The organism is Shinella sp. BE166 (assembly GCF_051201095.1).
Taxonomy (GTDB): Bacteria; Pseudomonadota; Alphaproteobacteria; order Rhizobiales; family Rhizobiaceae; genus Shinella; species Shinella lacus.
Genome location: NZ_JBPEHL010000014.1, coordinates 108,033 through 122,593, shown reverse-complemented (window position 1 = coordinate 122,593; position 14,561 = coordinate 108,033). Strand labels below are relative to the sequence as shown.

Genomic DNA, 14,561 nt, shown 5'->3' with positions numbered 1-14,561 from the left:
CTAGTGTTTATCCTCTTCGGCATGTTTATGCCGGATGGCGCGCACGAGCAGCCACATGCCGACAATGACGAAGGGCACGGCGATGCCGGTCAGCGTTTCCGGCTTTACCGGCACGCCGAGCCCGTGCGCCGCCTTCGCCACGTAGCCGAACAGCCCCACGACATAGTAGGAGATCGCCGCGACCGAGAGGCCTTCGACGGTCTGCTGCAGGCGGAGCTGCAGTTTCGCGCGGCGGTCCATGGAGTTGAGCAGCGTCGTGTTGAGCTGTTCGAGCTCCACGTCGATCCAACTGCGCAGCAGCGCTGTGGCGCGGGCGAGTTTGCGCGACAGGTTCGCCTGCCGCTCCTCGACGGACTGGCAGGTGCGCATGGCGGGCGCGAGCCGGCGTTCCAGGAAGAAGCCGAGCGTTTCGTAGCCGGGCACTGCGGTTTCCGCGAGCGTGCGGATACGCTCCTGCACGATGCCGTAATAGGCGCGGCTCGCGCCGAAACGGTAGAGGCTGAGGGCGGCGTTGGCCTCCAGTTCGGCGGCAAGGCGGGTGATTTCGGTGAGCAGTTCGTCCGCCTTGTCACGGGCGTGCTGCTTCATGGCATTGGTGATGCCGGTCAGCCCGTCCTCGATGCGGCGGATGTCCGGCGAGAGCGACTGGGCGAGCGGCAGGCCCATCATGGCGAGCGTGCGATAGGTCTCGATATCGAGCAGGCGCTGCACGACCGCGCCGCGCCCGGCCTCGTTCATGCCGCGGTCGATGACGAGGATCTGCGTCAGCCCGTCGCCGTTCTGGCGGAAGTCGGTCAGGATCACCGCCTGGCCGTTCTTGATCTCGCTATAACAGAGGCTCGTCGGGTCGAAGCTGGCAATAGCCTCTCTCGTTTCCGGCGAATCGGGCCGGATTTCCAGCCGGATACCGGAGATCAGCGTGCCGGGCGGCGAAAAGCTATCGCCGAACGGATGCACCGCCACCTCGGCGCCGAACTTGTCCGGCACCGGACCATCCCAGAAATAGGTCGAGAATTCCGTGTGCCGCTCCCAGCGCAGCGTGCCCTGCCCCCAGCTCAGCGCGTGGTGGCTGGAATCGCGGCCCGGCGGCGAGATGCCGCGTGAGCGTGACAGTTCCGCCATCACGGCATGATCGACCGCCGAGCCGCCCTCCGTCAGGAAGGCGAGCTGGAAGATGACGCGCGGCACCGGCACCAGCGCGTATGGTCTTGCGTGAATTTCCCCGAGCGCCTGCGCACGCGCGGTCGCCTGCGGAAAGGCGAAGCTGCCATTTGCCATGTCTGCACCGTCCCCTCATGTGCAACAGTTCTTTCTTAACAAATGTCAGGGGCCGGAAGATAGGACGCATTGACGCAGGCTGAAGACTCAAGCGTTGCGCAATTCCGGACGGAAAACCGGTTCCCACTTTCCTGGAATTGCTTTGGACTGGACAAGATTGTTGACCAGTTTCCGGCCGCGTTGATACTATCGCGGCCGTGACCGACACCGCCTTCGACCTTTTCGCCCGCATCAGCCACAGCCGCACCGCCGACGAGGTCGTGCGGCAGATCGAGTTGTTGCTGCTTGAAGGCATCCTGCGCGACGGCGACCGGCTGCCGGGCGAGCGCGAGCTTTCCAAGCGCCTCGACGTGTCGCGGCCTATCCTGCGCGAGGCCTTGAAGGAGCTGGAAAACCGTGGGCTGCTCGTCAGCCAGCACGGCGGCGGCACCTATGTGGCCGATATTATCGGCCAGGTTTTTTCGCGTCCCGTCGTCGACCTCATCGCCCGCCACCAGCGGGCGACGGAGGACTATATTGAGTACCGTCGCGAGCTCGAAGGCATCACCGCCGAACTCGCGGCGCGCCGCGCCACCGCCTACGACCGGCAGATGCTGACGCGCATCATGGATGCGATGCGCGCGGCGCATGCGACCGGCTCCTTCGATGCGGAACTCGAAACCGATGTCGAGCTGCACAACGCCATCGGCGAGGCCGCGCATAACATCGTTCTGCTGCACACGCTGCGCGCCTGCTACCGGCTGCTGGCGCAAGGGATCTTTTTCCACCGTCACCTCGTTTTCTCGTCCGAAGAGGCGCGCGGGCAGCTGCTCGCCCAGCACGAGGCGATCTACGCGGCCATCATGGCGGGTGACGGAAATGCAGCAAGAAATGCCGCACAGGCGCATATGGACTATATTGCTGTCGCAATCCGCGATGCCGAACGCAGCGGCGAATGGCAAAGGATTTCACAACTGCGCATGCAAAAGCGAGGCCATTCTCCACAGGCCTGACTTGCGCCGTAAATCTCGCGCAAGCATGATAGAATATAACGACTCAATGAGCCGTTCCCCATGAAAGGAATCAGGAAGACCTTGAACATTCTCGACCGCATCGTCAGCGACGTCCATCTCATGTTCCGTCGGCCCGTCCGGGAGCAATATGGTGCGCTGTGCTACCGCGTGAAGAAGAAGCGTTCGGGCGTCGAGGTTCTTCTCATCACCAGCCGCGACACCGGCCGGTGGGTCATCCCGAAGGGGTGGCCGATGGACGGCAAGAGCGCCGCCGGGGCAGCCGCACGCGAGGCCTGGGAAGAAGCCGGCGTGAAGGGCAAGATCGCCGAGGAGCCGATCGGCAGCTACCACTACATGAAAGGCCTTCCCGAAGGCCTGAAGGTCGATTGCCGGGTGCGCGTCTTCGCGCTCGCCGTCGATGACATCTGCAAGAACTTTCCGGAAAAGGGCGAGCGGCGCGCCGAATGGGTCGATTGCACGGAAGCGGCAAACCGCGTGCAGGAACCGGGCCTGAAGAGCCTCCTCCTCGCCTTCGAGGAAAAGATGCTCGCCGAGCTCGCGCCCAAGCCGAAAAACGGCACGACGGGCGCCTGATCCATCATTGCCATATTGCCGCCGATGCCTTGAAGCGATAGTGCGTCTGGGCAAAACGGAGCAGCTTGAATGGCCAATTCACAGGTCCAGCGCGGCAAGCCCACGCTGGACAAGGATCTCGAAAAATTCACCTTCACGGAACAGGCGACGCACTTCGTGCTGAAGTCCTGGACGGGTGTGGGCATTTCGCTGGTCTTCCTGCTGATCACCATGGCCGTCGCCGACAGTTTCGCCACCGGCACGCCGGGCGTGCTGGTGATTGCGGTCACCGCCGCCCTTGCCGCCTACATGGCCATGAACATCGGCGCGAACGACGTGACGAACAATGTGGGCGCCGCCGTCGGCGCGCGCGCCATGACCATGGGCATGGCACTCGTCATCGCCGCCATCTTCGAGATTGCGGGCGCGCTTCTGGCCGGCCAGGGCGTGGCCGCGACAGTCGCTTCCGGCATCGTCGATCCCGCCATCTTCCCGAGTCCAGAGGTTTTCGCCTGGGCGATGATGGCGGCGCTGGTCTCCGCTGCACTCTGGATCAACATCGCGACGCTCGCCAATGCGCCGATCTCCACCACCCACTCCATCATCGGCGGCGTGATTGGCGCGGGTGCGGCGGCCAGTGGCTTCCACAGCGTGCAATGGGACGCGATCGCCGTCATCGTGGTGAGCTGGACCGTCTCGCCGATCCTCGGCGGCGTCATCGCGGCGATGTTTCTCTATTTCATCAAGGAATTCATCATCTACCGCGAGGACAAGATCGCCGCGGCCAAGACCTGGGTTCCCGTGCTCGTCGGCGTGATGGCCGGCGCCTTCGCCGCCTTCATCGCCAATGGCGGCACCAACGGCTTCTATTATGTGCCGATCGGCCGGGCGCTCGTCGTCGGCCTCGTCTTCGGCATCGTCACCTATGTCGTCACACGGCCGATCATCCGCCGCCATGCGGAAGGCCTCGACAACCGCAACCAGTCGCTGCGCACGCTCTTTCGCATTCCGCTGATCTGTTCGGCAGCACTTCTCTCCTTCGCCCATGGCGCCAACGACGTGTCGAACGCCGTCGGGCCGCTCTATGGCGTTGTTTCGGCTTTGCACGCGAGTACCGCCGACGGCCAGAACGTGATCCCGCTCTGGGTGATGGTGATCGGCGCCTTCGGCATTTCGCTCGGCCTGCTGCTTTTCGGCCCGCGCCTCATCCGCATCGTCGGCAGCGAGATCACCAAGCTCAACCCGATGCGCGCCTTCTGCGTGGCCCTCTCGTCCGCCGTGGCCGTGCTCACCGCCTCGGCCTTCGCCATTCCGGTCTCCTCGACCCATATCGCCGTCGGCGCGGTCTTCGGGGTCGGGCTGTTTCGCGAATGGTACACGCGCAATTCACAGCGCCGCATCGACTATATCCGCAGCCGCGGCAACGGCATCGCGCCGGAAGAACCGACGGCCAATCCCGACGAGACGCGCCGGCGCTATCTCGTGCGCCGCTCGCATTTCATGACGATCGTTTCGGCCTGGATCGTGACGCTGCCCGTCTCGGCCATCCTGTCGGCCATCGTCTTCCTCGTGCTCAACGCGCTCTTTACTTGAGAGACCAGTCATGCGTGCCAATTACCGGATGCAGCGCCTTTTCGTCGGCGACGCCCTCGTTTCAGGCCATGCCATCGAGGCGTCGAAGGAGCATTTTCACTATCTGAGCAACGTGCTGCGCATGGCGGATGGCGATGCCGTGCTGCTGTTCAACGGGCGTGACGGCGAATGGCAGGCGACGCTTTCGCTGCCGACGCGCAAGCGCCTGCTGCTGACCCCGGTCGAGCAGACCCGCCCGCAGCCGGCCCCCTCCGACCTGCACTATCTCTTCGCGCCGTTGAAGGTCGGCCGGCTGGATTATCTCGTGCAGAAAGCCGTCGAAATGGGCGCAGGCGTGCTTCAGCCCGTCATGACCCAACATGTGCAGGGCAAGATCACCAGCATCGAGCGGCTGGAGGCCAATGCGGTCGAGGCGGCGGAACAATGCGGTATCCTCGCGATCCCCACTGTCGCCGCGCCGCGCAAGCTCGACGACCTTCTCGCCAACTGGCCGCGCGAGCGCCGCATCATCTTCTGCGACGAGGGCCATGGCAGCCAGAACCCGCTGCCCGCGCTGCAGGCGATCGAGGAACGCAAGCTCGCCTTGCTGGTCGGCCCGGAGGGCGGATTTTCCGATGAGGAGCGCGCGCTCCTGCGCAGCCTCGATTTCGTGACGGCCATTCCGCTCGGCCCCCGCATCCTGCGCGCCGACACTGCGGCCGTCGCGGCGATGGCCGTCATCCAGGCCGCGATCGGCGACTGGAGCTAAATTCGGCCAAAAAGTCGAATGGGTTTTTTTGAATCTGCCTTGAAAGGAATTCGCTTGCACCGCATCTAATTCCGGTCCAAGCACCCTCCTACGCCCAGCGGCTCCGCCGGGCGCATCCATTCAGAAGAAGACGCCCATGGCCCGTGATACCACCGACCAGACGCCGGTCCGCACCGTTCAAGACCTGGCGGAATACCTCGCCGACGGCAACAAGCCGAAGGAGAAGTTCCGTATCGGCACCGAGCATGAGAAATTCGTCTTCTTTACGGCCAATAACAGTCCCGTGCCCTATTTCGGCGAAGCCAGCATTTCGGCGCTTCTGAACGGCATGCAGGCCAAGACCGGCTGGGAGCCGATCGTGGATGCCGGCAACATCATCGGCCTTGCCGAACCCACCGGCATGGGCGCGATCTCGCTGGAGCCCGGCGGCCAGTTCGAGCTGTCCGGCGCGCCGCTGGAAAACCTGCACCAGACCTGCAAGGAATCGAACCAGCATCTGGCGACGCTCCGCGAAATCGCCGAGCCGCTCGGCATCCGCTTCCTCGGCATGGGCGGCAGCCCGAAATGGACGGCGGCCGAGACGCCGCGCATGCCCAAAAGCCGCTACGACATCATGACCCGCTACATGCCGAAGGTCGGCAGCCAGGGTCTCGATATGATGTACCGCACCTGCACGATCCAGGTGAATCTCGACTTCTCCTCCGAGGTCGACATGCGCCGCAAGATGCAGGTGTCGCTGAAGCTGCAATCGATGGCGACCGCCCTCTTCGCCTCCTCGCCCTTCACCGAGGGCAAGCCGAACGGCCTGCTCTCCTGGCGCGGCGATATCTGGCGCGACACGGACAACAACCGCGCCGGCCTCATCCCCTTCGCCTTCAAGCCAGACTTCGGCTTTATCGATTATGTGGAGTGGGCGCTTGACGTGCCGATGTATTTCGTCGTGCGCGACGGCAAATACCACGACTGCACGCATATCACCTTCCGCCAGTTCATGGCCGGCGCGCTGAAGGGCGAGCTTGCCGACTGGGAGCCGAACCTTGGCGACTGGACGAACCATCTCTCCACGCTTTTCCCCGACGTACGCCTGAAGCGCTTCCTCGAAATGCGCGGCGCCGACGGCGGCCCGTGGCGGCGCATCTGTGCGCTGCCCGCCTTCTGGGTCGGCCTGCTCTATGACGACGGCGCGCTCGATGCCGCCGAGGCGCTCACCCGCGACTGGGCAGTCGAGGAAGTCCAGGCGCTGCGCGATGCGGTGCCGGCACAGGGCCTCCGGGCCGATTTCCGCGGCAAGCCGCTGCTCGACGTCGCGCGCGAAGTCGTGTCGATCTCCCGAGAGGGCCTGAAGGCCCGCGCCCGCCTCAATGGCGACGGCGTCGACGAGACGATCTTCCTCGCGCCGCTCGACGAGGTGCTGGCGAAGAAGGCGACGCTCGCGGAAGATATGCTGGCGCTCTACAACGGCCGCTGGAACGGCTCGGTCGAGCCGGTCTTCACCGACTACCAGTACTGAGCCCTGCGCCCTGAAAAAGCGGTTTGCGCGGCCGAAATTCCCGTTATAGTGCAGGGACATGCCTGCTAACGGGAAGGGGTCCGCCCATGCTTTCGCTCTACGACATGATGATGCAGGCGCAGAACGGCAATGCCGTGGAGATCATGGCGCGGCAGTTCGGGCTGGCTCAGGAACAGGCGGCGAAAGCCGTCGCCGCGCTGATGCCGGCCTTTTCCGAAGGGTTCAAGCGCAACGCCGCCAATCCCTACGATCTCGCCGCCTTCATGCAGGCGGTGACCTCCGGCGAGCACGCCAAATATTTCGAGGATGTCAGCAAGGCCTTCACGCCGCAGGGCATGGCCGAGGGCAACGGCATTCTCGGCCACCTCTTCGGCAACAAGGACGTGTCGCGCGCGATCGCCGCGCAGGCCGCGCAGATGACCGGAATCGGCCAGGAAATCTACAAGCAGATGCTGCCTGTGATGGCAAGCACGCTGATGGGCGGCATTTTCAAGCAGTCCTTCGCGCCCTTCATGCCCGGCGGCACGACGCAGGCCAATCCCTTTGCCGACATGATGCAGCAATGGGCGGAGGCGACGGGCTTCGCCAAGAAGCCGACGCCGGCCAACCCCTTCGACAATCCCTTCACCCAGGCCGCGCAGGAATTCTTCGGCGGCGGCCAGAAGAAGGATGCGCCGGCCGCCAACCCCTTCACCGACAATCCCTTCGCCAAGGCCTTTCAGGACATGATGGCGAGCATGGGCGGCCAGCCGGCGGCGACCGCCAAGCCGAGCGAACCGGCCGCCTCGCCGGCGGATTCGCTGACGAGCTTCGTCAACACGATGTTCGACGCCGGCCTCGACATGCAGAAGGATTACCAGCGCAACATCGAGTCCATCTTCGAGACCATGCGCAACGGCATGGACACGGACGGCGGCAAGAAGCCCTGACATTTCGGCGGGAAAATTGAAAAAGCCCGACGCGGACCTTGGGAGTCGCACGCCGGGCAAGCGGCAGGGTTATTGGCTCTCACCCTGCGGGGAAGTGCAGCGTCGCCCCGGGAGGTAGGACGGCGCCAACGGAAATCAATCCATGCGGCCATTGCGCAGGTGACGGCGGGCGCGCTCGCGCGCCGCGATCGTCAGGTAGAGGCCGGCATCGGAGAAGAACGAGGAGGTCATGACCTCCCGGACGTCGCTGCGGCGCAGCCCCATATCGAGGAGCTGGTGGTCGTCGAGTTCGCTCAACCGGTTGATCACGCGGCGATTCTGCCAGGCGCGAGCAAAGCTGTAGGCGGCATTGCGGACACGGACGAGGACGCTCGGGGCCTGACGGCGCGTTGCGAGAATATCGATTTCCAGTCTGCGGTCGATCATGCGCATGGCATTTCTCCTTTCCGGCTCGGCGATCCATCGTCCTTCAATGGGGTTTCGCGCGGCGCCTGTGATCATTCACCGCCAGCAGGGGCCGGGCGGCGGTTCAAATATCCGGTTTCAAGAAGAGCCCTTTGCCGGGAGGTCGTGGCGAAAGCGGCAGATCCTGCCAAGCGACTGATCGGCTACGGCGTCAATCGTTCAACAATTGCTTTTTCGCAGAAAGCCATTGATCAGTCCAACGAATGTTTCTAATAGTATCAATCAAACAATCTTATGGGTGTATCCATGTCCGCTCCCTTAGACATCGACCAGCTCCAGACCTTCGTTGCGATTGCCGATACCGGAAGCTTCACCCGCGCTGCCGAGCGGGTCTTCAAGACGCAGTCGGCCGTGTCCATGCAGATGCGGCGTCTCGAAGAGCGCATCGGCAAGCAGCTCTTCATGAAGGACGGCCGCGGCAACCGGCTGACCGCGGAAGGCGACCGGCTGCTCAATTTCGCGCGCCGCATGCTGCGCCTCAACAACGAGGCCATCGCCGCCTTCGATGACAACCGCCTGGAAGGCATGCTGCGCATCGGCACGCCGGACGACTATGCCGACCGCTACATGCCCGAGATCATCATGCGGTTCGCCAAGACGCATCCGAATGTCGAGCTCTACATCGTCTGCGAACCCTCGGTGGACCTTGCGGAGAAAATGGCCAAGGGCGAGCTCGACATCGCGCTCGTCACCCACAATCCGCGCCAGCGCCAGTCGGACGTGGTGCGCACCGAGCCGCTCTGCTGGGTGATGTCGGCCAACCATCCGCTGCCGGAAAACGCGCCGGTGCCGCTCGCTGTCGGCCGGCGGGACTGCCAGTGGCGGCAGATCGCCTGTGCGGCGCTCGATTCCGTCGGGCGCGATTACCAGGTCCTGTTCACAAGCTGGTCGTCGACCGTCGTCGCCGCCGCCGTCATGGCGGGCATGGCCGTCTCGGTGCTGCCGGAATCGGCGCTGCGCCCCGGCATGAAGGTGCTGACGCAGGCGGACGGCTTCCCGCCGCTCGCGCCCGTGCAGATCGGCATCATGCGGCGGCCGGGCCTCTCGCCCTCGCTCTCCAATGCCATCACCAGCCATATCACCGCCTGTCTCGACAACATCACCCCGCTTTCGGCCGCAGACGACCTGCCGGAAGCCGAAGTGAAGGTGTTTCCGCGGATGCCGCGGGCGCGGCAGGGCAATATCCTGCCCGGATGGTGACGCAGCTCCCGCTCGACGGCATTCCCGCTGGCAAGGCCGGGCCGTCGAAGGTGACGATCCGGCTTGCCCGCGAAGATGAAGTCGAGACGCTCCGGCAGATCGAACGCTCCGCCGCGCAGGCTTTCAAGCTGATCGAAGCCTTCTCCTGGCTTGCCGTTGGCGAGGTGCAGAGCGCCGAACGGCACCAAGAGATGATCGCGCAGGGAACGAACTTCGTGGCCGCGGCCGACGGCGACTATCCCGTCGGCTTCCTCAGCGCGGAGGTAGCCGATGGCGAGCTGCATATCGAAGAGATTTCCGTCGACCACCTGCACCAAGGTTTCGGCATCGGCCGCAAGCTGATCCGGCGCGCCATCGACGAGGCCGCCGCGCGCGGGCTGGCCGCCGTAACGCTCACCACCTTCCGCACCATCCCCTGGAACTGCCCCTATTACGAGCGGCTCGGTTTCCGCACGCTGGACGAGGCCGATCTTTCGCCGCGCCTCGACAACTTGCTCGCCCTGGAGGCCGAACACGGGCTGGCGCGCGACACGCGCTGCGCCATGCGGCTCACCATCAACGAATAAACCCCAAGAAAAAGCCCCGGTGCGTTGCCTCACCGGGGCTGCCGTTCCTCACGATGCGCGAGCGATCAGTCGTAGGTGGCTTCCTTGCCATCGAAATAGATGGTGCTGGCCTCGCAGATGTTGATCGTCGTCTCGTCACCCTTGATGCTGGAGCCGTCCTCGGCTTCCCAGGTCACGTAGAATTCGATGTCGCAGGGGCCGTCGTAGTTGAACTCCATGTTCGCCGTCTCGTTGGCGCTGAGCTTGAAGTTCATCCAGTTGGCGCTCCATTCGCCGCCCTCGCCGGTGTAGAAACCGTCGATGATGTAGCCGGAGTCGTTCTTGATATCGAATTTCATGCCGGCGGCGAAGGCGACCGGCGCAGAGATGAACAGCGCCGCCGCTGCAAGCGCGGCGATCGATTTGGTAGCGATAAACTTCACGGGAATGATCCTGTTCGAGTGATGATGAAATCGCTGACCTGATGCCGCAATCTTTTGCTGGCCGCATGCGCGCGATGGTTCTGTTGCCCCTAACGAAACGGGGCCTGGCTCGCTAGAGCCTGGCCCCGTTTTCTCAAACGGATCAGTTATTTGCTTTATTCGAGGCGAGCAACCGTCAGGCGAGATTCTTCTTCAGGAAGTCCACGGTGCGCTGCCATGCGAGGTCGGCCGCCGCCTTGTCGTAGCGGGCAGCGGAGGTGTCGTTGTTGAAGGCGTGGTTGACGCCATTATACATGTGGATCTCGAAGGTCTTGCCACCCGCTTCCAGCGCCGCGCGATAGGCGTCGATGCCGGCATTGATGCGCTCGTCGAGCCCGGCATAGTGCATCATCATCGCCGCCTTGATGGCCGGCACGTCTTCCGCCGGCGGCTGCGCGCCGTAATAGGCGACACCGGCCTTCAGCTCCGGCGACTTGGTGGCAAAGCGATTGACGAGGCCGCCACCCCAGCAGAAGCCGATGGCGCCGACATTGCCGCTGGCGCCCTCGAGTTCGGCGAGGAATTTGAGGCTCGCCTCAGCATTGGCCACCGTCACCGCCGGATCGAGCTTGCCGATCAGTTCGCGCGCCTGGTCCTCGTTGTCCGGCGTGCCGCCGGACGGCGACAGGAAATCCGGGGCGAGCGCGATGAAACCTTCGAGCGCCATGCGGCGCGCCACATCGCGCGTATGGGCGTTGAGGCCGCGGTTCTCGTGAATGACGATGACGCTGCCGAGCGGGCCTGTCGCCTCCGTCGGGCGCACGACATAGCCCTTCATCTCGCCGCTGCTGCCGCCATAGACGACATCCTTGGCAGTGAGGCGCTGGTCGTCCGCGGCGATCATCTCGGCGCTGGCAGAATTGGCCGCAAGCAGCGGCGCGATGGCGGCTGCGGCAGCACCCGAGCCTGCAAGCGCCGTCAGGCGTTCCATGAAGCGGCGGCGGTCGAGCGTCAAGTGGGTATATTCGTCATAGGCATTGATCATTGCCTGCGTGATCTTCGGTTTGTCCATGGCGGATCCTCCGGTTGACTTTTCGGAAGATAAGATAGGCCGCCGAGGCGCTGCCGCGGAACACAACTGCGTTACCGTAAGGTCAGGTCAAGGCGAGCCAGGTGGCAAGCCAGATCCAAAGCAGGCCGACGACGGCCAGCCCCGCGATGAACAGCGGCCGGCGGTAGCGGATGCGGTTGCTGGTGACATGCACATAGGCATGCGCATAGCGCAGCGCCACGAACAGCCAGCCGCCCGCCACCGTCACCGGATTATCGGCATCGACCAGATAGAGCAGGATGCTGACCGCATAGAACAGCACCGGCAGCTCGAACTGGTTGGCGAGGCAGTTCTTGACGATGAGGCTTTCGGCCGGCTCCTCGCGGTTCTCACGGAACTGGGCGACGGTCGCGCGCCCGTCCTTGACGGCGCTGACGCGGCGGAGCGAGAGCAGCAAATAGAGGCAGAAGACGAGCGCGACATGCGCGATCATCGGCCAGATCGTGGCTTCCGTGGGAGACATGGGATCCTTCGGCTTGTCGTTGCGACCGATGCATAGGGGTTTCCGGCCGAAGCCTCAACCGGAAAGGGCCATTCCGACAAGCCAAAGGGGAAAGCGTGTTATTGCGGGGTCAGGACTTCCGTGCCGGAGCCGTCCTTGCCGCTGAGCGTCCAGGCGCCATCGAGCGTACCGTCGGGCTTGACATTGTAGACGATGAGCCCGACGGCATCTTCAAGCACATAGCCTGCAGCGAAAGCGTCGCCATAGAGCATGCAGATGCCGTTCGACGTGGTTGAACCCGTATGCCATTCGATCGAGCAGGTCGTCTCGCTCGTCAACGCGATCGTTGCAGTGCCGCTATAGGACGAACCGTCGAGGTTGGTGCCTTCCACATTGTAGGTGCCGGCATTGACCGTCTGCGCGTGTGCAGGCGCGACCAGCGCAAGGCCCAGAAGGGCGCCAGCCAGTATCTTCTTCATGATGTCCCCCAGATGAAGCCGGCGAGATTGCCGGTGCCCGATCCTAGCAGGAATCACAAGTCCGTGAAGACGGAAATGCCCGGCAAGGCCGGGCATTTTCAGGCTTATCAGCAGATGCCGAACAATCAGACGGCGCCCGGATAATTCGGGCTTTCGCGGGTGATCGTCACGTCATGGGCGTGGCTTTCGCGAAGCCCCGCGCCGGAGATGCGCACGAAGGTCGCCCTCTCCTGATAGTCCTTGATGTCGTGGCCGCCGACATAGCCCATCGAGGCCTTGAGACCGCCGGCGAGCTGGTGCAGCACGCCCGAGACCGGACCCTTGTATGGCACCTGGCCTTCGATGCCTTCCGGCACGAGCTTCAGCGTGTCGCGCACTTCCGCCTGGAAGTAGCGGTCTGCCGAGCCGCGCGCCATGGCGCCGACGGAACCCATGCCGCGATAGGCCTTGAAGGAACGGCCCTGGTAGAGGAACACTTCACCCGGGCTTTCATCCGTACCGGCGAGCAGCGAGCCGATCATGACCGCCGAGGAGCCGGCGGCGATCGCCTTGGCCAGGTCGCCGGAGAACTTGATGCCGCCGTCGGCGATGACCGGAATGTCCTGGGCATGCGCCGCCTCGACCGAGGCCATGATGGCGGCAAGCTGCGGCACGCCGACGCCGGCGACGATGCGGGTGGTGCAGATCGAGCCCGGGCCGATGCCGACCTTGACGGCGTCGGCACCCGCATCGATCAGCGCCTTGGTGCCGCTGGACGTTGCGACGTTGCCGGCCATGATGCGCACCGAGTTCGACAGCTTCTTCACGCGGCCGACGGCGTCGAGGACGCGCTGCGAATGGCCGTGCGCGGTGTCCACCACGATGAGGTCGACACCGGCATCGATGAGGCGCTCGGCGCGCTCGAAACCATCGTCGCCAACGGAGATGGCGGCGGCGGCGCGCAGGCGCCCCTGTGCATCCTTCGAGGCGTTGGGGTTGAGCTGCGACTTCTCGATGTCCTTGACCGTGATGAGGCCGACGCAGCGGCCGTCGCCATCGACGACCAGCAGCTTCTCGATGCGGTGCGAGTGCAGCAGGCGCTTGGCTTCCTGCTGGTCGACGCTTTCCTTCACCGTGATGAGGTTTTCACGGGTCATCAGTTCGTAGATCTTCTGGTTCGGATCGGAGGCGAAGCGCACGTCGCGGTTCGTCAGGATGCCGACGAGGCGGCCAGCCTTGCCGTTGCCGCCGTTTTCGACGACCGGGATGCCGGAAATGCCATGCGCCTTCATCAGCGACAGCGCGTCGGCGAGCGTGGCGTCGGGGCCGATCGTCACCGGATTGACGACCATGCCGCTTTCGAACTTCTTGACCTGGCGGACTTCCTCGGCCTGTTCGGCGGGCGTCAGGTTGCGGTGGATGACGCCGAGGCCGCCGGCCTGCGCCATGGCGATGGCGAGACGGCTTTCCGTCACGGTATCCATGGCGGAAGAGAGGATCGGCAGGTTGAGCTCGAAATCGTGGGCGATGCGGGTCGCGATGTTCGTCTGGCCCGGCATGACCTCGGAGTGACCGGGCTGCAGGAGAACGTCGTCGAAAGTGAGAGCTTCGAGACCGGTTGCGGTTTCTATGATGCGCGCCATGGGCCAAGTTCCTTTAAGGGTAAAGCTTACGCACCAAGGGGAACATTGGGAGTTGTCCACCTCGGTCGCTTGCAAGAAATTCTTGGAAGTTGGCGAGGGCTGGTAACACGTTCATGACGGGTTGGGAATAGCAAAAGCGGCCCGGCGGCCCGCATTGCCGCGTTGACGATTTTTTAGCCGTGCCTGCTGGCGTTCTTTTAAATCTTCGCATGTATAACCGTTTTCGTGGCCAGGACAGAAAGGCCAACGGCAAGAAACAACCAGAGAAAACGGGGAATAACAATGTCTGCACTGAAGAAGAGAGCACGCGCACTCGAAAACGAATTCGCCTACCAGCAGGAATTTCAGTTCAAGGCTCAGGCCCGCCGCAATGCTCTTATCGGCCTGTGGGCCGCCAATACCATGCGCCGTCCCGATGGTGAGCAATATGCCCGCGAACTGGCCGTGGCCGATGTCGCAGCACCCGACGGCGCCTTCAACCGTATTCGCGCAGACTTGCGCTCGGCGGGCGTCAACTGTCCCGACGAAGAATTGCGCGACCGCATGGTCGTGATGCTGAAGGATGTGGCCCGCGAGATGCGCGGCGGCTACTGACCGGCTTTCTTGACGAAACGGCCCGCCCATGATGAGGCGGGCCGTTTTTGATTCAAAA

At 63.8% G+C, this 14,561-nt stretch carries 16 protein-coding genes; 9 read left to right on the top strand and 7 right to left on the bottom strand.

Annotated features, from left to right (window positions below; translation table 11 throughout):
• On the bottom strand, nt 1-1,278 hold the full coding sequence (locus J2Y63_RS27040; protein ID WP_435268615.1) for a DUF3422 family protein: 1,278 nt from the start codon (nt 1,276-1,278) through the stop codon (nt 1-3).
• Between the two features lie 197 nt (nt 1,279-1,475).
• Here J2Y63_RS27040 and J2Y63_RS27035 point away from each other — a divergent pair, with 197 nt between their 5' ends.
• The 6 genes from J2Y63_RS27035 to J2Y63_RS27010 all read left to right on the top strand — a co-directional run bounded on the left by J2Y63_RS27035 (nt 1,476) and on the right by J2Y63_RS27010 (nt 7,623).
• The gene (locus J2Y63_RS27035; protein WP_435268614.1) at nt 1,476-2,270 is read left to right on the top strand and encodes a FadR/GntR family transcriptional regulator; all 795 of its coding nucleotides are present in this window, start codon (nt 1,476-1,478) and stop codon (nt 2,268-2,270) included.
• Between the two features lie 81 nt (nt 2,271-2,351).
• Nucleotides 2,352-2,864: an NUDIX hydrolase gene (locus J2Y63_RS27030; protein ID WP_435268646.1), complete on the top strand. Its 513-nt coding sequence runs from the start codon at nt 2,352-2,354 to the stop codon at nt 2,862-2,864.
• A 69-nt stretch (nt 2,865-2,933) separates the two neighbouring features.
• A complete protein-coding gene (locus J2Y63_RS27025) occupies nt 2,934-4,436 on the top strand; it encodes an inorganic phosphate transporter (RefSeq protein ID WP_435268613.1) in 1,503 nt (500 codons plus the stop codon).
• Nucleotides 4,437-4,446: 10 nt separating this feature from the next.
• Nucleotides 4,447-5,184: a 16S rRNA (uracil(1498)-N(3))-methyltransferase gene (locus J2Y63_RS27020; protein WP_435268612.1), complete on the top strand. Its 738-nt coding sequence runs from the start codon at nt 4,447-4,449 to the stop codon at nt 5,182-5,184.
• Between the two features lie 136 nt (nt 5,185-5,320).
• Nucleotides 5,321-6,694, top strand: a complete 1,374-nt coding sequence (locus J2Y63_RS27015; protein ID WP_435268611.1) for a glutamate--cysteine ligase — start codon at nt 5,321-5,323, stop codon at nt 6,692-6,694.
• 86 nt (nt 6,695-6,780) lie between these two features.
• Entirely contained in the window at nt 6,781-7,623 is an 843-nt protein-coding gene (locus J2Y63_RS27010; protein WP_435268610.1) for a DUF937 domain-containing protein, read from the top strand.
• A gap of 135 nt (nt 7,624-7,758) precedes the next feature.
• On the opposite strand, the gene J2Y63_RS27005 is transcribed toward J2Y63_RS27010, so the two are convergent.
• Nucleotides 7,759-8,055 (bottom strand): DUF1127 domain-containing protein, encoded by a 297-nt coding sequence (locus tag J2Y63_RS27005; protein ID WP_256118462.1) that lies wholly within the window; start codon nt 8,053-8,055, stop codon nt 7,759-7,761.
• A 279-nt stretch (nt 8,056-8,334) separates the two neighbouring features.
• Between J2Y63_RS27005 and J2Y63_RS27000 the strand changes: the two genes are divergently transcribed.
• Together J2Y63_RS27000 and J2Y63_RS26995 are read left to right on the top strand one after the other, a co-directional pair.
• Nucleotides 8,335-9,288 (top strand): LysR substrate-binding domain-containing protein, encoded by a 954-nt coding sequence (locus J2Y63_RS27000; protein ID WP_256118460.1) that lies wholly within the window; start codon nt 8,335-8,337, stop codon nt 9,286-9,288.
• Entirely contained in the window at nt 9,282-9,854 is a 573-nt protein-coding gene (locus J2Y63_RS26995) for a GNAT family N-acetyltransferase (RefSeq protein WP_435268609.1), read from the top strand. Before J2Y63_RS27000 ends, J2Y63_RS26995 begins: the two co-directional genes overlap by 7 nt.
• Nucleotides 9,855-9,919: 65 nt before the next feature.
• Here J2Y63_RS26995 and J2Y63_RS26990 read toward each other — a convergent pair whose 3' ends face one another.
• The 5 genes from J2Y63_RS26990 to guaB form a co-directional block, all read right to left on the bottom strand.
• On the bottom strand, nt 9,920-10,276 hold the full coding sequence (locus J2Y63_RS26990; protein WP_435268608.1) for a hypothetical protein: 357 nt from the start codon (nt 10,274-10,276) through the stop codon (nt 9,920-9,922).
• 175 nt (nt 10,277-10,451) lie between these two features.
• The gene (locus tag J2Y63_RS26985) at nt 10,452-11,327 is read right to left on the bottom strand and encodes a dienelactone hydrolase family protein (RefSeq protein WP_435268607.1); all 876 of its coding nucleotides are present in this window, start codon (nt 11,325-11,327) and stop codon (nt 10,452-10,454) included.
• An 82-nt stretch (nt 11,328-11,409) separates the two neighbouring features.
• Nucleotides 11,410-11,829, bottom strand: a complete 420-nt coding sequence (locus J2Y63_RS26980) for an MAPEG family protein (protein ID WP_435268606.1) — start codon at nt 11,827-11,829, stop codon at nt 11,410-11,412.
• 98 nt (nt 11,830-11,927) lie between these two features.
• Nucleotides 11,928-12,287, bottom strand: coding sequence for a hypothetical protein (locus J2Y63_RS26975; RefSeq protein ID WP_435268605.1), 360 nt, complete (start codon nt 12,285-12,287; stop codon nt 11,928-11,930).
• A 125-nt stretch (nt 12,288-12,412) separates the two neighbouring features.
• A complete protein-coding gene (guaB, locus tag J2Y63_RS26970; RefSeq protein ID WP_435268604.1) occupies nt 12,413-13,909 on the bottom strand; it encodes an IMP dehydrogenase in 1,497 nt (498 codons plus the stop codon).
• Nucleotides 13,910-14,191: 282 nt separating this feature from the next.
• On the opposite strand from guaB, the gene J2Y63_RS26965 reads away from it, so the two are divergent.
• Nucleotides 14,192-14,503 (top strand): DUF1476 domain-containing protein, encoded by a 312-nt coding sequence (locus J2Y63_RS26965; RefSeq protein ID WP_435268603.1) that lies wholly within the window; start codon nt 14,192-14,194, stop codon nt 14,501-14,503.
• The last annotated feature ends 58 nt before the right edge of the window (nt 14,504-14,561 follow it).

Bases quoted from the DNA above. Each gene is read 5' to 3' on its own strand.
- J2Y63_RS27015 (WP_435268611.1), top strand. From the start codon at position 5,321: ATGGCCCGTGATACCACCGACCAGACGCCGGTCCGCACCGTTCAAGAC.
- J2Y63_RS26980 (WP_435268606.1), bottom strand. From the start codon at position 11,829: ATGTCTCCCACGGAAGCCACGATCTGGCCGATGATCGCGCATGTCGCG.
- J2Y63_RS27040 (WP_435268615.1), bottom strand. From the start codon at position 1,278: ATGGCAAATGGCAGCTTCGCCTTTCCGCAGGCGACCGCGCGTGCGCAG.
- J2Y63_RS27020 (WP_435268612.1), top strand. From the start codon at position 4,447: ATGCGTGCCAATTACCGGATGCAGCGCCTTTTCGTCGGCGACGCCCTC.
- J2Y63_RS26965 (WP_435268603.1), top strand. From the start codon at position 14,192: ATGTCTGCACTGAAGAAGAGAGCACGCGCACTCGAAAACGAATTCGCC.
- J2Y63_RS27010 (WP_435268610.1), top strand. From the start codon at position 6,781: ATGCTTTCGCTCTACGACATGATGATGCAGGCGCAGAACGGCAATGCC.
- J2Y63_RS26975 (WP_435268605.1), bottom strand. From the start codon at position 12,287: ATGAAGAAGATACTGGCTGGCGCCCTTCTGGGCCTTGCGCTGGTCGCG.
- J2Y63_RS27025 (WP_435268613.1), top strand. From the start codon at position 2,934: ATGGCCAATTCACAGGTCCAGCGCGGCAAGCCCACGCTGGACAAGGAT.
- J2Y63_RS27000 (WP_256118460.1), top strand. From the start codon at position 8,335: ATGTCCGCTCCCTTAGACATCGACCAGCTCCAGACCTTCGTTGCGATT.
- guaB (WP_435268604.1), bottom strand. From the start codon at position 13,909: ATGGCGCGCATCATAGAAACCGCAACCGGTCTCGAAGCTCTCACTTTC.
- J2Y63_RS26995 (WP_435268609.1), top strand. From the start codon at position 9,282: ATGGTGACGCAGCTCCCGCTCGACGGCATTCCCGCTGGCAAGGCCGGG.
- J2Y63_RS26985 (WP_435268607.1), bottom strand. From the start codon at position 11,327: ATGGACAAACCGAAGATCACGCAGGCAATGATCAATGCCTATGACGAA.
- J2Y63_RS27005 (WP_256118462.1), bottom strand. From the start codon at position 8,055: ATGCGCATGATCGACCGCAGACTGGAAATCGATATTCTCGCAACGCGC.